This is a genomic window from Sphingosinicella soli (genome assembly GCF_014199685.1).
GTDB classification, from domain to species: Bacteria; Pseudomonadota; Alphaproteobacteria; order Sphingomonadales; family Sphingomonadaceae; genus Sphingosinicella; species Sphingosinicella soli.
Genome location: NZ_JACHNZ010000020.1, coordinates 20,226 through 38,878 on the forward strand (window position 1 = coordinate 20,226; position 18,653 = coordinate 38,878).

18 protein-coding genes are annotated in these 18,653 nt (G+C 66.8%); 8 read left to right on the forward strand and 10 right to left on the reverse strand.

Going from position 1 to position 18,653, the window contains the following annotated elements:
• Positions 1-3 precede the first annotated feature (3 nt).
• Both GGQ98_RS09735 and GGQ98_RS09740 read left to right on the forward strand, forming a co-directional pair.
• Positions 4-1,563, forward strand: coding sequence for an FAD-dependent oxidoreductase (locus GGQ98_RS09735; protein WP_184068689.1), 1,560 nt, complete (start codon positions 4-6; stop codon positions 1,561-1,563).
• Positions 1,560-1,784, forward strand: coding sequence for a DUF2783 domain-containing protein (locus GGQ98_RS09740; protein ID WP_184068692.1), 225 nt, complete (start codon positions 1,560-1,562; stop codon positions 1,782-1,784). The genes GGQ98_RS09735 and GGQ98_RS09740 overlap by 4 nt, the downstream gene beginning before the upstream one ends.
• Here GGQ98_RS09740 and GGQ98_RS09745 read toward each other — a convergent pair.
• The 7 genes from GGQ98_RS09745 to GGQ98_RS09775 form a co-directional block, all read right to left on the reverse strand.
• The gene (locus tag GGQ98_RS09745; protein WP_184068695.1) at positions 1,735-2,169 is read right to left on the reverse strand and encodes an RrF2 family transcriptional regulator; all 435 of its coding nucleotides are present in this window, start codon (positions 2,167-2,169) and stop codon (positions 1,735-1,737) included. The two genes, GGQ98_RS09740 and GGQ98_RS09745, sit on opposite strands and share 50 nt — an antisense overlap.
• Positions 2,170-2,249: 80 nt before the next feature.
• Positions 2,250-3,458: an ABC transporter permease gene (locus GGQ98_RS09750; protein ID WP_184068698.1), complete on the reverse strand. Its 1,209-nt coding sequence runs from the start codon at positions 3,456-3,458 to the stop codon at positions 2,250-2,252.
• Positions 3,458-4,159, reverse strand: a complete 702-nt coding sequence (locus tag GGQ98_RS09755) for an ABC transporter ATP-binding protein (protein ID WP_184068701.1) — start codon at positions 4,157-4,159, stop codon at positions 3,458-3,460. Before GGQ98_RS09755 ends, GGQ98_RS09750 begins: the two co-directional genes overlap by 1 nt.
• Positions 4,149-5,549 (reverse strand): efflux RND transporter periplasmic adaptor subunit, encoded by a 1,401-nt coding sequence (locus GGQ98_RS09760; RefSeq protein WP_243451801.1) that lies wholly within the window; start codon positions 5,547-5,549, stop codon positions 4,149-4,151. The genes GGQ98_RS09755 and GGQ98_RS09760 overlap by 11 nt, the downstream gene beginning before the upstream one ends.
• Positions 5,546-6,952, reverse strand: coding sequence for an efflux transporter outer membrane subunit (locus GGQ98_RS09765; protein ID WP_341534181.1), 1,407 nt, complete (start codon positions 6,950-6,952; stop codon positions 5,546-5,548). Before GGQ98_RS09765 ends, GGQ98_RS09760 begins: the two co-directional genes overlap by 4 nt.
• A 122-nt stretch (positions 6,953-7,074) precedes the next feature.
• Positions 7,075-7,815: a lysophospholipid acyltransferase family protein gene (locus GGQ98_RS09770; protein ID WP_184068709.1), complete on the reverse strand. Its 741-nt coding sequence runs from the start codon at positions 7,813-7,815 to the stop codon at positions 7,075-7,077.
• The gene (locus GGQ98_RS09775; protein ID WP_184068712.1) at positions 7,812-9,035 is read right to left on the reverse strand and encodes an SAM-dependent methyltransferase; all 1,224 of its coding nucleotides are present in this window, start codon (positions 9,033-9,035) and stop codon (positions 7,812-7,814) included. The genes GGQ98_RS09770 and GGQ98_RS09775 overlap by 4 nt, the downstream gene beginning before the upstream one ends.
• A 129-nt stretch (positions 9,036-9,164) precedes the next feature.
• Here GGQ98_RS09775 and GGQ98_RS09780 point away from each other — a divergent pair, with 129 nt between their 5' ends.
• On the forward strand, positions 9,165-9,632 hold the full coding sequence (locus tag GGQ98_RS09780) for a septal ring lytic transglycosylase RlpA family protein (protein WP_184068715.1): 468 nt from the start codon (positions 9,165-9,167) through the stop codon (positions 9,630-9,632).
• A gap of 23 nt (positions 9,633-9,655) precedes the next feature.
• Here GGQ98_RS09780 and rlmN read toward each other — a convergent pair whose 3' ends face one another.
• Entirely contained in the window at positions 9,656-10,870 is a 1,215-nt protein-coding gene (gene rlmN, locus GGQ98_RS09785) for a dual-specificity RNA methyltransferase RlmN (RefSeq protein WP_243451802.1), read from the reverse strand.
• A 33-nt stretch (positions 10,871-10,903) separates the two neighbouring features.
• Positions 10,904-11,557, reverse strand: coding sequence for a histidine phosphatase family protein (locus GGQ98_RS09790; protein ID WP_184068718.1), 654 nt, complete (start codon positions 11,555-11,557; stop codon positions 10,904-10,906).
• A 102-nt stretch (positions 11,558-11,659) separates the two neighbouring features.
• Here GGQ98_RS09790 and GGQ98_RS09795 point away from each other — a divergent pair, with 102 nt between their 5' ends.
• From GGQ98_RS09795 to dnaN, 3 genes are all read left to right on the forward strand, one after another.
• The gene (locus tag GGQ98_RS09795) at positions 11,660-12,367 is read left to right on the forward strand and encodes a 3-oxoacid CoA-transferase subunit A (RefSeq protein WP_184068720.1); all 708 of its coding nucleotides are present in this window, start codon (positions 11,660-11,662) and stop codon (positions 12,365-12,367) included.
• Entirely contained in the window at positions 12,367-13,008 is a 642-nt protein-coding gene (locus GGQ98_RS09800; protein WP_184068724.1) for a CoA transferase subunit B, read from the forward strand. The genes GGQ98_RS09795 and GGQ98_RS09800 overlap by 1 nt, the downstream gene beginning before the upstream one ends.
• Positions 13,009-13,188: 180 nt before the next feature.
• Positions 13,189-14,289, forward strand: a complete 1,101-nt coding sequence (gene dnaN / locus GGQ98_RS09805) for a DNA polymerase III subunit beta (protein ID WP_184068727.1) — start codon at positions 13,189-13,191, stop codon at positions 14,287-14,289.
• A gap of 45 nt (positions 14,290-14,334) precedes the next feature.
• On the opposite strand, the gene GGQ98_RS09810 is transcribed toward dnaN, so the two are convergent.
• Positions 14,335-15,048 carry a hypothetical protein gene (locus tag GGQ98_RS09810; protein WP_184068730.1) on the reverse strand — a complete coding sequence of 238 codons (714 nt, stop codon included), beginning with the start codon at positions 15,046-15,048 and terminating at the stop codon, positions 14,335-14,337.
• Positions 15,049-15,097: 49 nt separating this feature from the next.
• Between GGQ98_RS09810 and recF the strand changes: the two genes are divergently transcribed.
• Together recF and gyrB are read left to right on the forward strand one after the other, a co-directional pair.
• Positions 15,098-16,195 (forward strand): DNA replication/repair protein RecF, encoded by a 1,098-nt coding sequence (gene recF / locus GGQ98_RS09815; RefSeq protein WP_184068733.1) that lies wholly within the window; start codon positions 15,098-15,100, stop codon positions 16,193-16,195.
• A 7-nt stretch (positions 16,196-16,202) separates the two neighbouring features.
• Positions 16,203-18,569 carry a DNA topoisomerase (ATP-hydrolyzing) subunit B gene (gene gyrB, locus GGQ98_RS09820; protein ID WP_184068736.1) on the forward strand — a complete coding sequence of 789 codons (2,367 nt, stop codon included), beginning with the start codon at positions 16,203-16,205 and terminating at the stop codon, positions 18,567-18,569.
• The last annotated feature ends 84 nt before the right edge of the window (positions 18,570-18,653 follow it).

The following is an 18,653-nucleotide window of genomic DNA, read 5'->3' on the forward strand; positions in this document are numbered from 1 at the left end:
GCCATGACGACAGCAATTCCGGTTCACCGGCCGATCGGCGGGTCGCCGGTGGGAACGGACGGCGAGCATCTTGAAACGCTGATCGTCGGCGCCGGGCCGATCGGGCTTTCGATGGCGCTCGACCTCGCGCGGCGGGGCCGCAAGGTGACGGTGCTGAGCCGGCTCGACTTCATCGCGGCGGGATCGAAAGGCATCTGCTATTCGAAGCGCAGCCTCGATATCTGGGACCGGCTCGGCGTCGGGCAGGCGATGGTGGACCGGGGCGTCGTGTGGAACCTCGGCAAGGTGTTCTGGGGCGAAAGCCCGGCGCCGGTCTATGAATTCGACCTGCTGCCGGTGAAGGACCAGCGGCGGCCCGCGTTCATCAACCTGCAGCAGTATCATGTGGAAGCGGTTCTGGTGGACGCGCTTGGCGATTATCCCAATGTCGACATCCGCTGGGGGCATGAACTGACCGCGCTCGATACGCGCGCGGACGGCGCAAGCGTGACGGTGGACGCGCCGGACGGACGCTACACTTTGACCACCGACTGGCTGATCGCCTGCGACGGCAACAAATCGACCGTGCGCGCACTGATGGGCCTCGATTTCGAAGGGCGCGTGTTCGAGGACAATTTCCTGATCGCCGACATCAGGATGAAGGGCGAACACCCCGCCGAGCGCTGGTTCTGGTTCGACCCGCCGTTCAACCCCGGCCAGTCCGCGCTGATGCACAAGCAGCCCGACGACGTCTGGCGGCTCGATTTCCAGCTCGGCTGGAACATCGACCGCGAGGCGGCGATGCGCCCCGAAAACGTCGAGCCGCTGGTGCGCGCGATGCTGGGCGAAGCCGTGGAGTTCGAGCGCGAGTGGTACAGCGTCTACACCTTCCAGTGCCGCCGGATGCAGCGCTTCGTGCACGGACGCGTGCTCTTCGCGGGGGACAGCGCGCATCTCGTGTCGCCGTTCGGCGCGCGGGGCTGCAACGGAGGCTTGGCGGACATCGACAATCTGGGATGGAAACTGGCGATGGTGCTGGACGGGGCCGCGCCGGAAAGTCTGCTGGAAAGCTATAACGACGAAGCCGTCTTGGCCGCCGACGAAAACATCCTGAATTCCACCCGGTCCACGGATTTTCTGACGCCGAAATCGGCGGCAAGCACCGCCTACCGCGACGCCGTGCTGAGCCTTGCGGGCGACCATGCCTTCGCGCGGCCGTTCGTGAACAGCGGGCGGCTTTCGATGGCGGTCTCGTACCCCGAAAGCCCGCTTTCGACCCCCGACGAGGATGCGGACTGGGACGGCATCGCGCCGGGATCGCCCGCGCTTGATGCGCCGATCGGAAACGACTGGCTGCTCGGCAGCCTCGGCGGCGGCTTCCGGCTGATCGCGAACGGCTGGGCGGGTGAGGCGCTGGTGCCCGTGATCGACGCGGCAGGCGCCGGAATCGCGGAGGAACGCTATGACCTGAGAGCCGGGTCGGCGTACCTGATCCGGCCCGATCAGTATGTCGCGGCGCGCTGGCGAAGGCCGACGCCCGCGAAGATCGCCGCCGCCCTCGCCCGCGCGGGCGCCGCCGCATGAGCCTGGAAACGAAACCGAACGTGGCGCGCCCCGACGATATCTATGAGGCGCTGATCGCCGCGCAGGCGGGCATGACCGAGGCCGAAAGCCTGCGCTTTTCCGCGCGGCTCGTGCTGCTGCTCATCAACCAGATCGGCGATGATACGCGCATCAAGGCTGCCATTGCGGCGGCTAGAGAGTCAGTTCCGACTCCGGGATCGGGATCGGATCGGCCAGCGTAACCGTGTCGAGGATGCGCGCGGTCTCGTCGCGCACCATCACCATCAGGCGGTGCAGGCGGCAGTCTTTCTGGGTGACGCAATTCTCGCAGGGCTTGTAGTCGAAGCGGCTCGCGCAGGGCACCAGCGCCACCGAACCGCGCGTCAGCCGCACGATGTCGCCGTAGCGCACATCGACCGGCGGCACCGCCAGCCAGTAGCCGCCGTCGGGGCCCCTTTTGGTGCTGACGATGCCGAGGCGGGCGAATTCCGAAAGGATCACCGTGAGGAACTTTTTCGGGATGTTCTGCGCCTCGGCGATGTCGAACAGCCGGATCGGCCCCTCGCCGTAATGATCGGCCAGGTGCTGGAGCGCGCGAATTGTATACCGCGTCCGTTGAGAAAGCATATCTCTCCTATGACGGCCCTATCCGGCAATGCAAGGGCAGACCCACCGCCCTTGCCGAATATCGGCGGCGGAAAGACCGCTCACTCGTGGCGGAGCGCATCGATGGGGTTGAGCGAGGCTGCGCGGCGCGCCGGGAAATAGCCGAACACCACGCCGATCGCCGCCGAGAAGACGAACGCGAGCATGTTGATCTGCGGATCGAAGATGAAGGGCACCTGCATCAAGGGCGCAATCGCGATCGAGGCGAAAAACGCGATGACGAGGCCGATCAGGCCGCCGAGGCACGAGAGCACCACGGCTTCGACGAGGAACTGCATCAGCACCTCGCGCGCCACCGCGCCGATCGCGAGGCGGATGCCGATCTCGCGCGTGCGCTCCGTCACCGACACGAGCATGATGTTCATGATGCCGATGCCGCCGACGAGCAGCGAAATCGCGGCGACCGCGCTGACGATCTGCGTGAGGATCGTGGTGGTGCCGGTCAGCGTGTCGGATATCTGCTTGGTGTCGAAGACGTTGAAGTTGTCCGCGTCGCCCGGCTTGATCTTGCGCCGCTCGCGCATCAGGTCTTCAAGCGACGCCTGCACGGTCTGCGTGTCGTAGGCATCATCGACCGCAACCATGATCTGGCCGATATCGCGATCGCCGGTGAAACGCCGCTGCACGAATTTGATCGGCATGACGACGACATCGTCCTGATCCTGCCCGAAGCCGCCCTGCCCGCGTGTGCCGAGCACACCGATCACCTGGCAGGACACGCCCCTGATACGGAAGCGCTGACCGATCGGGTCGGTTTGCCGGAACAGGTTGTTCCGCAGCGTGTTGCCGATGATGCAGACGGGCTTACCCGCCTGTTCCTCTTCGGGCATGAACAGGCGCCCGCCCGCGATCGGCCACTGCTGCGCCTCGAAATAAGAGGCGGTGGTGCCGTTCACGGTCGTGTTCCAGTTGTTGCCTTCGTAGATCGCGGTGCCCGAGCTTTGCGCCATCGGCGCGACGGCGCGCACGCCGGTGAGCTGGCTGGCGATCGCGGTGACGTCTTCGGGTTTGAAATCGGGCGGACGCGGCCCGCCGCCCCCGCGCCCGAAGCCCTGGCCGGGGCGAAGCTGGAGGATGTTCGCGCCCAGGCTGGAAATCTGTTCGCGGACCGCCGCCGTCGCGCCGTTGCCGAGCGTCGTCATCGTGACGACGGCGGCCACGCCGATGATGATGCCGAGCGTGGTGAGGAACGAGCGCAGCTTGTGGCGCATGATGGCGCGGAAGGCGAGCGTGATCGTGGTGCCCAGCATCAGTGCGCTCCGCCCGTCTCGATGCGCTCGACGACGCCGTCGCGGAAATGCACGATGGTGCGCGCGAAGGCCGCCATTTCCGGCTCGTGCGTGACCATGATGACGGTGATCCCGGCGCTGCGATTGAGATCGGTGAGCAGTTCCATGATCTCTATCGAGCGTTCGGTATCGAGATTGCCGGTGGGCTCGTCGGCGAGCAGAACGTCGGGGTTCGTGACAATGGCGCGGGCGATCGCCACGCGCTGCTGCTGGCCGCCGGAAAGTTCGGCGGGCGTATGATCCCACCAGGGTTTCAGACCGACCTTGTCGAGCGCCGCCATGCCGTGATCGTAGCGGACATGCCGATCCTCGCCGCGGTAGAGCAGCGGCAATTCGACATTTTCGAGCGCCGTGGTGCGCGACAGCAGGTTGAAGCCCTGGAACACGAAACCGAGATAGCGGCGACGAAGCAGTGCGCGCTGATCGCGGTCCAGCGTTTCGACGTGATGGCCGTGGAAGAGATATTCGCCGCTCGTCGGCATGTCGAGACAGCCCAGGATGTTCATGGCGGTCGACTTGCCGGATCCCGACGGCCCCATCACCGCCACGAAATCGCCGCGCGCGATATCGAGATCGATGCCTTTCAACGCCTGAAAGGCGGTCGCACCCGTGCCGTAGGTCTTGACGATCCGGCGGAGGCGGATGATCGGATCATTGGCCATTGCCGGCCTTTTCCGCCGATCGCCGACCGCCCTCCGCTCCAGCGCCGCCACCCGATCCGGCGCCGCGCTGACGGGGCGCTTCCTGCCCGGCGACGAGCTGGCCGACGATGACGTTCATGCCCGGCCTGATGTCGCCGCTGAGGACCGCCGTGTTGGTGCCGTCGCTGTCGCCGACGACGACCTCCACCGCTTGGGGCGCGCCGTCCGCGCCGACGACGTAGATCGTCTGCGTGCTGCCCGCGCCGAAGCCCACCGATTTCTGCGCATTGCCGCCGCGGCGCGGCCGCATGACGAGCTGGCTGGTGATGCCGCCGCCCGAGGCGCCCGATTGCGCGGAGGGATTGAAGCGCAGCGCGGCGTTGGGCACCAGAAGCACGTCTTCCACGCGGCTCGCGACGATATCCGCCGTCGCGGTCATGCCGGGGCGCAGCGTTTCGTCGCTGTTGTCGACGTTCAGCACCGCCGTGTAGGCGACAACGGTGCTGGCGGTCGCCGTCGAGGTCGAGGAACTGCTGCTGCCCGAACTCGCGTTCGAGCCGACGTTTATGCGCGTGACCTTCGCGGGAAACGTGCGGCCGGGAAAGGCGTCGACGCTGAAGGTGGCGGGCTGGCCGTCTTTCACCTGACCGACATCCGCCTCGTCGACGGACACCTCGACCTCCATCTGCTTCAGATCCTCGGCGATGGTGAAGAGCACCGGCGCGTTCAGCGACGCGGCGACCGTCTGGCCGGGCTCGATGTCGCGCGAGAGCACGACGCCGGTGACGGGAGACACGATGCGGGCTTTGGAAAGGTTGGTTTCCGCCGACGAAAGCTGCGCGCGCGCGACGAGCAGCTGCGCCTCTGCGGAGCGCTGCCCGGCGATGGACTGGCTGTAGTTCGCACGCGCCGTATCCAGCTCCGTCTTCGAGGGCACGCGGCCGCCCGAAAGCCGCGAAACCTCTTCCTGCCGGCTCAGCGTCGCCTTCGAAAGCGCGGCGGCGGCGTTCGCCTGCGCGATCCCTGCCTCGGCCGACGCCACCTGCGCGCGCGCCTGCGCGACCGCATCCTGAAGGCGCGAGGGATCAAGCTCGGCAAGCTGCTGACCGCGTGTGACCGGATCGTTCACATCGACGTACACCCTGGTGATGAGGCCGGACTGTTCGGACCCGACATCGACCTGATTGATCGGCTTCAGATTGCCGGTTGCCGACACGGTGACGGTAAGATCGCCGCGCGCGACCGGCCGCGTGTCGAACTGCGGCGTATCGTCGGCAAGAATGCCGCGCACGACAAGAACGAACACGATCACCGCCACGGCGACCGCACCGTAGATCGCCCATTTGCGCCACGGCTTTTCCGGCTGCGCGCCCAGGAAGTCATCGAGTGACTGGGTGTTTGTGTCGTTCATTCGGGCTGCCATCCGTCAATCGTGTTCATTGTCTGCCATCCGCCGCCGAGTGCGCTGTAGAGCTGCGCGGCCGCGAACACCTCGTCGCCCTGCGCGTCGGCGAGCCCCTGCCGCGCCGACAGCAGCGACTGCTCTGCGCTGAGCAGCGTCTGGAAATCGGTGAGCCCGGCCTGATACTGGCTGCGCGCGATGATGGCGCTGTTGCTCGCCGCATCGAAAGCCTCGGCGAACTGCACCTGCCGCTCGCGCGCGGCGCGCAGCGCGACGAGCGCGTTTTCCACGTCCTCCAGCGCACGGAGCACCGACGCCTTGTAGGCCGCGAACGCGCCTTCCGCCGCCGCTTCCTGCGCGCGGACCCGCGACGCGGTGGCGCCGCCGTCGAAGATGAGCTGACCGATCGAGGCGAACAGGCCGCCGGTGATGATGTCGCCGAGGCTGCCGAGCGACAGCGCGCTCGTGCCCACATCGCCGCTGATGCGCAGCGAGGGGTAGAGCGCGGACTGCGCGACACCGATGCGCGCCGTTGCGGCGGCGAGCGCGCGCTCGGCCAGCCGCACATCGGGCCGCTGGCGGAGCGTGTCGGCCGGAATTCCGGCGGTGATCGCTTCGGGCGCATCGGGGATCGGCGCAGGCGTTTCCAGCGCGCGCGTGGCTTCGCCGGGCGCCGCGCCGGTGAGCACGGCGATGCGGTTGAGCGCGCCGGCGAGGCTTTGTTCGATCGACGGGATCGACGCGCGGTTCTGCGCGCGCTGGGCCCGCGCCTGCTCCTCGTCAAGCGAGGAAACGAGCCCCGCCTGCACCCGCCAGCGGGCGATATCGTAGTTGTCCTCCACCGTTTTCAGCGTGTCGCGCGCGATACGGAGGCGCTCCTGCGCGAGCCGCGCGCTCACATAGTTGCTGACGGTTTCCGCCACGATCGCCGCGCGCACGTCGGCAAGGCTGTACCCCGCCGCCGCCAGATCGGCGCGCGAAGCCTCCACGGCGCGCCGGGTGCCGCCGAAAAGATCAATCTCCCACGATGCGTCCGCGCCCGCCGAGAAACTGTTGCCGTCGGGCGCGCCTTCGCGAAACGTGCGGCCGCCGCCACCCGAGGCGCTGACCGAGGGAAGGAAATCCGCCTGCGACTGCCGCAGCGATTCGCGCGCCTGGCGAAGCCGCGACACCGCCTGCGCGATATCCAGATTGTTTTCGATCGCGCGCGCGACAAACGCATCGAGCGCGGGGTCGTTGTAAACGCGCCACCATTCGGCAAGTGCGGCGTCGCCGCCCGGCGCTGCGCTGCCGTCGCTCCACGCAGCGGGAACGCCGAGCGCAGCGGGTGCAGGCGCGCGGTAATCCGGGCCTGCCGCACACGCCGCGAGCGCCAACCCGGAAAGGAGGGGAAACAGTGTCTTCACGCGCACCTTTTTTCGACAGGGGCGGCAACGGGGTGTCGCCATCAATGCAATACGTGCGTCGTACAGCGTATTCCCTGCAAGCGGGATGAATACAGGCAAGAAATATTCGGGCGAGAGCGCCACCGCGTTTACGCCCGGTAGTGGCGAAGCATGATATCGCGGCAATGTTCGGCGAGCGCCTTTCGCGTATCGAACGCCGACGCGGCGACCGGCTCGTGGAAATGCAGCAGAACCCCGACGCGCTGACGCGCGAGGCCGAGCGCATTGGGCAGCATGTCCTCGTCGCCGATCCAGGCGATCGCGTCCAGCACGGCGGGATCGAGCGGGCCGCCGCCGGGCGCGGTGTAGCGGATGGTGACGGGCTGGACCGCGACGGCGGCATCCGCCGCAGCGAAAAGACTGCTGCGGAACGGAAGAAGCCCGCGCCCGTCCGACGTCGTGCCCTCGGGGAACATCAGCACGCGCCGACCGGCGCGCAGCCGCGCCCGGATCGTTTCCATCTGGCTGACCGCCTGCGAACGCCGCTCGCGCTCCACGAAGATCGTGCCGGTGCGCGCCGCGAGCGCGCCGAGGCCGGGGTAGGCCGCGACATCGGCTTTCGAGACGAAATCCGTATCCACCACCGCCGCGACGCTGATGATATCGGCCCAGCTGATATGGTTGGCGACGAGCATCGTGCCCGCTGCGCCCGGCGTTCCCCGCACCTGCGGCCGCAGACCGAAACCCGCGGCGATCGCGCGGTGGAAGCCGCGTTCGAGCGCTTTTGCGGGAGAACTCGCCGGGTGCATCAGCAGCCAGGGCGGGACCAGCACGGCAGCACCCGCAAGGCCGAGCGCCGCGCGCGCGCGTCCGAAAGGCCGGTGGTTCATATCATCCCGGCGTAACGCGCCTCGGCCTCTGCCATATAATCCCGCGTGATCGGCAGCGCATCGCGGCGGCGCGCGAGCTGGATCTGGAAGTTGACGTGCCCGTCGTGCCGGAAGGCGCCCCGCGCGGCGGCGAGATAAAAGGTCCACATGCGGTAGAAGCGCTCGTCGTAGAGCGCGACGATCTCCGCCTTCGCGGCCTCCGTGCGGCGCAGCCACTCGTCCAGCGTCTTCCCGTAGTGGAGCCGCAGCACCTCGACATCGGTGATCCACAGCATCTCGCGCTCGATGACGGGTACGATTTCCGAAAGCGCGGGCGAATAGCCGCCGGGGAAGATGTATTTCGCGGTGAACGCATCGGTCGCGCCCGGCCCGTCCGCCCGGCCGATGGTGTGGATCAGCGCGGCACCGTCTTCGGTCAGCCGTTCACGGACATGCCGGAAGAAGGTGCGGTAGTTCGGGGTGCCGACATGCTCGAACATGCCCACCGAAACGATCCGGTCGAACGCGCCCGTCACGTCGCGGTAGTCGATCAGCTCGAACCGCACGCGGTCGGCGACCCCGGCCTCGGCGGCGCGGCGGCGCGCGACCTTGAGCTGTTCCTCCGACAGCGTGATGCCGAGCACATCCACATCGGCGACGCGGTTCAGGTACAGCGCCATGCCGCCCCAGCCGCAGCCGATGTCGAGCACCTTCTGCCCCGGCGCGAGCGCGAGCTTGGCGGCGATGTGCGCCTTCTTGTCGACCTGCGCCTGTTCGAGCGGTTCGGCGCCGGTGCGGTAGTAGGCGCAGCTGTACTGGCGGTCCGCATCGAGGAAGAGGTCGTAGAGCCGGTCGGACAGGTCGTAGTGGTGCGCGACGTTGCGCTTCGCGGCGCGGCGGTAATTCAGCTGATAGAGAGAGGCGGCAAGGCTTTGGGCGCGGCGGGTTTCGCTGCGGATGCCATTGTCGTCCGACCAGCGGGCATTCCACGCGACAAGGTCGAGCAGGTCTGAAATGCCGCCTGCGGTGAACTGCATCCGCCCGTCCATGAACGCTTCGGCGGCGCCGATCGCAGGGCTCAGCGCAATGCGCAGCGGCGTGCGCGCGTCGGTGAAATGCAGGGATACGGGCACCAGCGCAGGATGAGGCCTGCCGTAACGGCGCACACGCCGATCCGAGGTGGTGACCGTCAGTTCGCCGTCGCGGACGAGCCGCTTCAGCATGCGATCGAGCAGCAGCATGATGCGATCCTAATCAAGAACTTGGCGCGTGCAAATCCCCTGTTCGGCGGTTCGCCGGAACGCAAGGGCAGAACGCTTCGTCGCAGACGAGTGGATACGGCGAACCGAAGTCGTCAGTGCAGCATCGCGATGGGGTCAAATCTCGTTCAGATTCGCGGACGCTGGATCCGCGCTGCTGCTGCGGCAGCGACGGCGCTTGCGCTGTGCGCGTTTGCCGAAGCGTCGACGCCCTCCCCGCTCGCCGATGAACTTTCCGCGACCCTCGACGCCGATGATGCGGTTTTCGCAAGCGAAACGCAGCTGATCGGCGCCGGACGCGCCAGCTATTATGCCGACAAGTTCGATGGCCGCCGCACGGCGAACGGCGAAATCTTCGACCAGGACGAACTGACCGCAGCGCACCGCACACTGCCGATGGGCAGTATCGTGAAGGTGACCTGCGAGAAGACCGGCCGCAGCGTGACGGTTCGCGTCAACGATCGCGGCCCCTTCACCGGCAGCCGCGTGATCGATGTCTCGAAAGCGGCGGCGCGCGAACTGGGCATGCTGAACGCCGGGCTCACCGACGTGACGCTGGAACTTCTCCCCACCGCCTGATCGGCATCTGACAGTATCGGCGCTCAGGCCAGCGCGGCCTGCTTTTCCGCCGCGATCCGATCGAGGTCGGCGCGCGACAGCTTCTCGCTTTCGCTCTTCAGCTGGCCGCAGGCGGCCATGATGTCGCGCCCGCGCGGCGTGCGCACCGGCGCAGAGATGCCGCCCTTGTAGATAATGTCGGAAAAGCGCGCGATGCGGGCGTCGTCGCTGCATTCGTAGGCGACGCCGGGCCAAGGGTTGAACGGAATCAGGTTCACCTTCGCGGGCAGATTATATTTGCGGATGAGCCGCACGAGTTCGCGCGCGTCTTCATCTGAATCGTTCTTGTCCTTCAGCATCACATATTCGAACGTGATGCGGCGGGCATTGTTCGCGCCGGGATAGGCGGCGCACGCCTTCAGAAGCTCGTCGATGCCGTACTTGCGGTTGATGGGGACGATCTCGTCGCGCACATCCTTCGTCACGGCATGCAGCGAAACGGCGAGATTGACGCCGATCTCGGCGCCCGCGCGCGCCATCATCGGCACGACGCCGCTTGTCGACAGCGTGATGCGGCGGCGGCTGAGCGCAAGGCCCGTCTCGTCCATGACGATGCCGAGGCCCTTGGAAACATTGTCGAAATTGTAAAGCGGCTCGCCCATCCCCATCATCACGATGTTGGAAAGCATGCGCGCCTCGCCGGTCAGATCCTCGCCCGGCTGCGGCCATTCGCCGAGCGCGTCGCGCGCGAGCATCACCTGCCCGACGATCTCGCCGGCGGTGAGGTTGCGCACCAGCTTCATCGTGCCGGTATAGCAGAAGCGGCAGTTGAGCGTGCAGCCCACCTGGCTCGAAACGCACAGCGTGCCGCGATCGGCGTCGGGGATGAACACCATCTCGTATTCGTTGCCGTCGTCGGTCTTCAGCAGCCACTTGCGCGTGCCGTCGGTCGAGACCTGCTGCTGCGTCACCTCCGGGCGGCCGACGACGAACCGCTCGGCGAGCAGCGCGCGCGTGTCCTTGGCGATGTCGGTCATGCCCGCGAAGTCGGTGAGGCCGCGGTGATAGATCCAGTGCCACACCTGCTTGGCGCGAAGCCTGGCCTGCTTTTCAGGAACCCCAGCGGCGATCAGCGCCGCCGCCATTTCCGCCTTGTTCAGCCCGACAAGATCGACGCGACCGTCCTCGCGCACGGTCTGTGCGCGCGGCACGGGAACGGGGTCGGCCCCGCCGGGAATCGTCATGGCTGCAGTCGGCATGGCGCGTCCTGTAGGGCTTTTCAGGCGTTTTGCCTAGAAGCCCTTCGCTTTGCCGTCCGCCGAGCCGTGGCCGACGTGGATCGCCTCCTCGCGCCCGGCTTCGATGCGGAAGACCGTGCCCTGCGGCGCATCGGCGGCAAGCGGCGCGCAGTCCGGCGCGAAGGGTGTGCCGCCGACGAGCGCGCCGCGCAGCACGCGTGCGGTGATGCCGTGGCTGATGACGAGCGCGGGCCGGGCGGGATCGAGGTCCGCAAGCCACATCGAAAGCCTTCGCGCGATATCGGGATACCATTCGCCGTTCGGCGGCTTCCTGAGGAAGACGCGCCGGTCCGGGCAGACGATCGGCCCGGATTCGGCGACGATCTCCGCATAGCTGCGGCCTTCCCAGTCGCCGACGTCGATTTCGAGCAGCCGGTCGTCGGCGCGGATATCGAAGAAATCGCGCTCGAGATGCTCGGCGATGATCGCCGCCGTCTGCATCGTGCGCCCGGAACGCGACGCCCAGAGATCGATATCGGGCTTCGGGCCGAGGATGCCCCGAAGCGCGCGGCCCATGTCGTCGGCCTGACGGATGCCGTTGCGGGTGAGCGGGGTATGGCCCATGTGCCCCTGCATGCGCGCGGCGGCGTTGAACACGGTTTCGGCGTGCCGTGCGAGATAGAGTGTGGGCGCGGTGGGGTTCGTCATGCGCGGCGCTTATGCAAAGATTTTTACAGAAAACCTACTCTTTCCTAAGCCCGGCGCGTGCGCTAGCAGGGCCGCAGTCTTTGCAGCAGCGCGGGAGGCCACGTGGCGAACAAGCTTTACGACGACGCAGCGAGCGCCCTTCAGGGCGTTCTGTTCGACGGGATGACCGTCATGTCCGGCGGTTTCGGGCTGTGCGGCATCCCGGAAAACCTGATCGCGGCGCTTCGCGATTCGGGCACGAAGGGCCTTACGGTCATATCGAACAACGCGGGCGTCGATGATTTCGGGCTCGGCCTGCTCCTGCAGACGCGGCAGATCGCCAAGATGATCTCGTCATACGTGGGCGAGAACAAGGAGTTCGAGCGCCAGTATCTGTCGGGCGAGCTGCAGCTTGAATTCAACCCGCAGGGCACGCTGGCGGAACGCATCCGCGCGGGCGGCGCGGGCATCCCCGGCTTCTACACCAAAACCGGCGTCGGCACGCTGGTCGCCGAAGGCAAGGAGCAGAAGGATTTCGGGGGCGAGACGTACATCCTCGAAACCGGGCTCGTCGCGGATCTTTCCATCGTGAAGGCGTGGAAGGCGGACCCGTACGGCAATCTCGTCTTCCGCAAGACCGCGCGCAACTTCAACCCGATGATGGCGACGGCGGGCAAGGTGACGGTGGTTGAAGTCGAAGAACTCGTCGGCCCCGGCGAGCTTGACCCCGACCACATCCACACGCCGGGCATCTTCGTGCAGCGGCTGTTCGTCGGCAAGGCGTACGTGAAGCGCATCGAGCAGCGCACGATTCGGAAGGAGGCCGCCTGATGCCCTGGAACCGTGACGGTATGGCGGCGCGCGCCGCGAAGGAACTGCAGGACGGCTTTTACGTAAACCTCGGCATCGGCATGCCGACGCTGGTCGCCAACTACATCGCCGAAGGCATCGACGTGACGCTGCAAAGCGAGAACGGCATGCTCGGCATGGGGCCGTTCCCCACCGAAGACGAAGTCGACGCCGATCTCATCAACGCGGGCAAGCAGACGATCACGCAGCTGCGCCGCACGAGCTATTTCAGCTCCGCCGACAGCTTCGCGATGATCCGCGGCGGCCATATCGACCTTTCCATCCTCGGCGCGATGGAAGTCGCGGAAAACGGCGACCTCGCCAACTGGATGATCCCCGGCAAGATGGTGAAGGGCATGGGCGGCGCGATGGACCTTGTCGCGGGCGTGAAGCGCATCGTCGTGTTGATGGACCACACCAACAAGGCGGGCGAATCGAAGTTCCTGAAAGCCTGCACGCTGCCGCTGACCGGCCAGGGCGTGGTCGACGTCGTGATCTCCGACCTCGGCGTGTTCGAGCGCCCGGCCAAGGGCCAGACCTTCCGCCTGATCGAACTCGCGCCCGACGTGACGCTGGATGAAGTCGCCGCGAAGACCGAGGCGCGCTACGAAGTCGCGCTCTAGCAGCGTCGGTTTCGCGCGGCTCATCGAAACTGCATCGCGCGCGAAGGCTGCGCTTTCATTCTAGTAACGACGGGGAGAGGATCGATTAGCGGCTTGCATTCGAGCAGTGATTCCCCCTACCGATGCCCAACTGAGCCGCTATAGTCGCGCGCTCTTAATCGGGGGTTTGAAGGGAAACGCATGAAGGCGACGGTCGAGCGGGCGACGCTGCTCAAATGCCTTGGTCACGTCCAGTCGGTGGTGGAGCGTCGCAACACGATCCCGATCCTGTCGAACGTCCTTATCGAGGTTGAAAACGGCGGCCTGAAACTGATGGCGACCGACCTTGATCTGCAGGTGGTCGATTCGATCGCCGCGCAGGTCGAAACGGCAGGCGCGACGACGGTTTCGGCGCATACGCTGTTCGATATCGTGCGCAAGCTGCCTGAAGGCAGCCAGGTCGAACTCGCGGTTGCGGGCGACAAGATGTCGATCGCGGCGGGCCGCGCGCGCTTCAACCTCGCGACGCTGCCGCGCGACGATTTCCCGATGATCGCCGAAAGCGACCTGCCGACGAAGTTCCAGCTTCCCGCCGAAACGCTGAAGCAGATCATCGACAAGACGCGCTTCGCCATCTCCACCGAAGAGACGCGCTATTACCTGAACGGCATCTTCATGCACGTCGTCGACGGCAAGCTGCTCGCCGTCGCGACCGACGGCCACCGGCTGGCGCGCGTCGCGCTCGATGCGCCCGCAGGCTCGGACGGCATGCCCGACATCATCGTGCCCCGGAAGTGCGTCGCCGAAGTGCGCAAGCTGCTCGACGAAGTGACGGGCGAGATCGAGATTTCGCTCTCCTCCACCAAGATCCGCTTCCGCGCCGGCACCGCCGTGCTCACCTCGAAGCTGATCGACGGCACCTTCCCGGATTATTCGCGGGTGATCCCCACGAAGAACGACCGGCTTCTGAAGGTCGATACCAAATCGCTCGCCGAAGGCGTCGACCGCGTCGCCGCGATCGCCACCGAAAAGACGCGCGCGGTGAAGATGAGCATCGACCGCGACCGCATCGTGCTGTCGGTCACGAGCCCGGAAACCGGCACCGCCGCCGAGGAAGTGCCCGCTGACTATGCGTCGGACGCCATCGATGTGGGCTTCAACGCGCGCTATCTGCTCGACATCCTCGGCGAGATCGAAACCGACGAGATCGAGATTCATCTCGCAGACGCTGCCGCGCCGACGCTGATCCGCGAAGGCCCGTCGTCTCCGGCGCTCTACGTGCTGATGCCGATGCGCGTTTGACGCGCGCCGGACTCGGGTGACATCGAGGCTGTCCGCTTCAGCTTACTACGCCGGACAGCCTGCCTTCATCTCCTTCAGCAGGTCCGCGCGGCTGATCGGTTCGGCGGGCAGTTTGAAGCGGGCGGGATCGACGGCGCCGTCCTTCACGCTGACCAGCTCGAATTTCGCGCCCGCGCGGAGCGGCGTGCCGAGCGCGAACGCCTGCCGCATCTGGGCGATCATGTCGGGCGCGGCATCGCCGAGGAACGGGGCGGAGAGCACCATCGTCGCCTCGATGAACTGCTGCATGGCCTTGCCCGCGGGCGCCAGCGCGGGATCGCGCGTGGCGATCCATTCGACCACCTCGTCGGGCTTCTGGTCGTCGAGGCCCTTCACGCGGTAGCGCTCCCCGGTGAAACCCGCGACGCTCGCCGTGCCCGCAGCCTCGATGACAAGCGGCACGTTCGGCGCGGGATCGGCCTTCGCCGCCGTCTCGAACAGGCCCTTGAAAACGGGGCCGATCGCTTCGCCGACCACGGCGGCGAAATCGCTGATCCGCATGACCCGGGCCTCGGCGCGTGTCGTATCGACGAGATAAAGCGCGCCATCCAGGATCACCGCCGTCTGCCCCGGCACCGGCCCGGCGACATGCACCGCGCCGCTGTCGGCGATCTCCAGCGTGAGGTTTTTGCCGTCCTCACCCTTGTAGACCACGGTCTGGTCGGCAAGCGCGGCGGACGAGAGCAGCATCGCGGCAACACAGGTGACAGCACGGATCATAAAGGCCTCCCTTTGCACGCGAGACTAGCACGCGATAGACGGGGCCGCCATGCCCACGCCCCGCACCATAGACCGGCTGCGCCTGACGGACTTCCGCAGCTACACGCTTGCGGATATCTCCGCCGGGCCGGGCGCGGTCGTGCTGACGGGGGACAACGGCGCGGGCAAGACCAACCTGCTTGAAGCCATCTCGCTGCTCGCGCCGGGACGCGGGCTGCGCCGCGCGGGCCTGCCGGAAATGGCGCGCACGGGCGGCGGCGGCGGCTTCGCGGTCTCGGCGACGCTCGGCTGCGGCGCGGAGGCGCCCGTGGAGATCGGCACGGGCACGCAGGCCGAAACGCCGGGCCGGCGGCTGGTGCGCGTGAACGGCGCGGGCGCGGCGGCGAACGCGCTTTCCGAGTGGCTTTCCGTGCTGTGGCTGACCCCGGCGATGGACCGGCTGTTTCTGGAGAGCGCGGGCGGGCGGCGCCGCTTCCTCGACCGGCTGACGCTGGCGCTCGTGCCCCAGCACGCGGGCCACACGCAGCGCTATGACGCCGCCATGCAATCGCGCAACAAGCTGCTGACCGGGGAGCGCGCGCCCGACACGCAGTGGCTCGCGTCGCTTGAAAAGCAGATGGCTGAGCACGGCGCGGCGGTCGACGCCGCGCGGCGCATGGCGATCGCGGCGCTCGGCGAAGAGATCGCGGTTTCGGAGGCGGGGCCCTTCCCGAAAGGCGCGCTGCTGCTGGAAGGCGAAGCGTGGAGTTCGGACTCGCTCGCGCAGGCGCTCGCGGACGCGCGCCGCATCGACTTGGCGGCTGGGCGCACGACCGTGGGCCCGCACCGCAGCGACCTCGCCGTCACGCATCTCGCCAAGGACCAGCCCGCCGCGCGCGCCTCCACGGGCGAGCAGAAGGCGCTGCTGCTCGGCCTCGTTCTCGCGCATGCCCGCGTCGTCGCCGCCCGCACGGGGCGCCGCCCGGTGCTGCTGCTCGACGAGGTTGCCGCGCATCTGGACGAGACACGGCGCACGGCGCTTTTCGCCATGCTGGAGGCAGACGCCATGCAGGTGTGGATGACCGGCACCGATGCGTCACTTTTCCGTGCAATCGGGCCGGATGCTACCTATATAGAAGTGTCAAACGGTCTCCTCAGCAGACTTTAAGGAAAACATGAGCAGCAACGCGCCCTCCAGCGATTACAGCGCCGATTCGATCAAAGTCCTGAAGGGGCTCGATGCCGTGCGCAAGCGGCCCGGCATGTACATCGGCGACACCGAAGACGGATCGGGCCTGCACCACATGGTGTTCGAGGTGTCCGACAACGCCATCGACGAGGCGCTCGCGGGTTACTGCGACACGGTGACGATCACGCTCAACGCCGACGGCTCGGTGACGGTCACCGACAACGGACGCGGCATCCCCACCGGCATTCACGAGGGCGAAGGCGTTTCGGCCGCCGAGGTCATCATGACGCAGCTGCACGCGGGCGGAAAGTTCGATCAGAACAGCTACAAGGTTTCCGGCGGCCTGCACGGCGTCGGCGTTTCGGTGGTCAACGCGCTTTCCGACTGGCTGGAGCTGAGCATCTTCCGCGACGGCAAGGAACACCACATGCGCTTCGAGCGCGGTGATGCCGTTGCGCCGCTGAAGATCGTGGGCGACGCGAACGGCCGCAAGGGCACGCAGGTGACGTTCTTCGCCTCGGAGGAGACGTTCAAGGTCATCGAGTTCGATTTCGAGAAGCTGGAGCACCGCTACCGCGAGCTGGCGTTCCTCAATTCCGGCGTGAAGGTGGTGCTGACCGACGCCCGCCACACCGAGCCGAAGTCGATCGAAATGTTCTACGAAGGCGGCGTCGCCGCGTTCGTGAAGTATCTCGACCGCACCAAGGCGCCGCTGATTTCCGAGCCGATCCTGATGCAGGGCGAACGCGACGGCATCTCCATCGATGTCGCGCTGGAATGGAACGACAGCTATTACGAGCAGGTTCTGCCCTTCACCAACAACATCCCGCAGCGCGACGGCGGCACGCATCTTGCCGCGTTCCGCAGCGCGCTGACGCGCACGCTCAACAACTACGCCGAAAGCTCCGGCATCCTGAAGAAGGAGAAGGTGTCGCCGACGGGCGAGGACATGCGCGAGGGGCTGACCGCCATCGTTTCGGTCAAGGTGCCCGATCCCAAGTTCTCGTCGCAGACCAAGGACAAGCTCGTCTCGTCCGAGGTGCGGCAGCCGATCGAATCGCTGATGGGCGAGAAGCTCGCCGAATGGCTGGAGGAAAATCCCGGCCCGGCGAAAATCGTGGTCGAAAAGATCGTGTCCGCCGCCGTGGCGCGCGAGGCCGCGCGCAGGGCGCGCGAGGCGAGCCGCAAGAACGTGCTGCAGATCTCCTCGCTGCCCGGCAAGCTCGCCGACTGCCAGGAGAAGGATCCCGCGAAGTCCGAACTGTTCCTCGTCGAGGGCGATTCGGCGGGCGGATCGGCCAAGCAGGGCCGCGACCGGCATTTCCAGGCGATCCTGCCGCTGCGCGGCAAGATCTTGAACGTCGAGCGCGCGCGCTTCGACCGCATGCTCGGCTCGCGCGAGATCGGCACGCTCATTCAGGCGCTCGGCACGGGCATCGGGCGCGACGATTTCGATATCGCCAAGCTGCGCTATCACAAGATCGTCATCATGACCGACGCCGACGTGGACGGCGCGCACATCCGCACGCTGCTGCTCACCTTCTTCTATCGGCAGATGCGCGAGCTGATCGAGGCCGGGCACCTCTACATCGCGCAGCCGCCGCTCTACAAAGTGTCGCGCGGGCGTTCCGAAGTTTACCTGAAGGATCAGGCCGCGCTCGACGACTATCTGATCCGCACCGGCCTCGACGGCATCGTCGCGCAGACGGCGGACGGCCAGCGCACCGGCGCCGATCTGCGCACGCTCGTCGATCAGGCGCGCAAGCTGAAATCGCTGATGGCCTATGTGCCGGGCCGCTACGACCCGCACATCATCGAGGCGCTGGCGATTTCCGGGGGCCTGAACCCCGAGCGCGACGCCGCGGCGGACGTTGCCGTCTGGCTGAACGGGCACGACGATGCGCAGTGGAGCGCGGTCCGCGTCGACGAAGGCTACACGCTGACGCGCACCTACCGCGGCGTTTCGGATCATTACGCCATCGACCGCGCCTTCCTGCTTTCCGCCGAGGCGCGCAAGATCAACCAGTTGCTGGGCGGAGAGGCCGCCGCCTACCGCACACCGATCCTGCTCGGCGAGCGCCAGGTGATGCGCCCCTCGGCGCTGCTGGAGGCGATCTTCGAGATCGGCCGCAAGGGTCTTGCGATCCAGCGCTACAAGGGCCTCGGCGAGATGAACGCCGACCAGCTTTGGGAAACGACGCTCGATCCGACCGTGCGATCGATGCTGAGGGTGGAGATCGCGCAGGCCGACCTTGCCGACGATATCTTCACGCGGCTGATGGGCGACGTGGTGGAACCGCGCCGCGAATTCATTCAGGAGAACGCGCTCAACGTCGCCAATCTGGACGTCTAGCCACCGCGCTCTCCGTCTTGATCTGCCGCAATGTTTCCTGCGTTGGCGGCGGGTACATCCGTTCGGGTGAACAACGGGAGAGCG

Excerpts from the sequence above, each read along its gene's own strand:
- GGQ98_RS09750 (WP_184068698.1), bottom strand. The coding sequence starts at position 3,458 with ATGCTGGGCACCACGATCACGCTCGCCTTCCGCGCCATCATGCGCCAC.
- GGQ98_RS09735 (WP_184068689.1), top strand. The coding sequence starts at position 4 with ATGACGACAGCAATTCCGGTTCACCGGCCGATCGGCGGGTCGCCGGTG.
- GGQ98_RS09790 (WP_184068718.1), bottom strand. The coding sequence starts at position 11,557 with ATGACGAACCCCACCGCGCCCACACTCTATCTCGCACGGCACGCCGAA.
- GGQ98_RS09810 (WP_184068730.1), bottom strand. The coding sequence starts at position 15,048 with ATGATCCGTGCTGTCACCTGTGTTGCCGCGATGCTGCTCTCGTCCGCC.
- gyrB (WP_184068736.1), top strand. The coding sequence starts at position 16,203 with ATGAGCAGCAACGCGCCCTCCAGCGATTACAGCGCCGATTCGATCAAA.
- GGQ98_RS09745 (WP_184068695.1), bottom strand. The coding sequence starts at position 2,169 with ATGCTTTCTCAACGGACGCGGTATACAATTCGCGCGCTCCAGCACCTG.
- dnaN (WP_184068727.1), top strand. The coding sequence starts at position 13,189 with ATGAAGGCGACGGTCGAGCGGGCGACGCTGCTCAAATGCCTTGGTCAC.
- GGQ98_RS09780 (WP_184068715.1), top strand. The coding sequence starts at position 9,165 with ATGGGGTCAAATCTCGTTCAGATTCGCGGACGCTGGATCCGCGCTGCT.
- GGQ98_RS09770 (WP_184068709.1), bottom strand. The coding sequence starts at position 7,815 with ATGAACCACCGGCCTTTCGGACGCGCGCGCGCGGCGCTCGGCCTTGCG.
- recF (WP_184068733.1), top strand. The coding sequence starts at position 15,098 with ATGCCCACGCCCCGCACCATAGACCGGCTGCGCCTGACGGACTTCCGC.
- GGQ98_RS09740 (WP_184068692.1), top strand. The coding sequence starts at position 1,560 with ATGAGCCTGGAAACGAAACCGAACGTGGCGCGCCCCGACGATATCTAT.
- GGQ98_RS09755 (WP_184068701.1), bottom strand. The coding sequence starts at position 4,159 with ATGGCCAATGATCCGATCATCCGCCTCCGCCGGATCGTCAAGACCTAC.
- GGQ98_RS09775 (WP_184068712.1), bottom strand. The coding sequence starts at position 9,035 with ATGCTGCTGCTCGATCGCATGCTGAAGCGGCTCGTCCGCGACGGCGAA.
- GGQ98_RS09760 (WP_243451801.1), bottom strand. The coding sequence starts at position 5,549 with ATGAACGACACAAACACCCAGTCACTCGATGACTTCCTGGGCGCGCAG.
- rlmN (WP_243451802.1), bottom strand. The coding sequence starts at position 10,870 with ATGCCGACTGCAGCCATGACGATTCCCGGCGGGGCCGACCCCGTTCCC.
- GGQ98_RS09800 (WP_184068724.1), top strand. The coding sequence starts at position 12,367 with ATGCCCTGGAACCGTGACGGTATGGCGGCGCGCGCCGCGAAGGAACTG.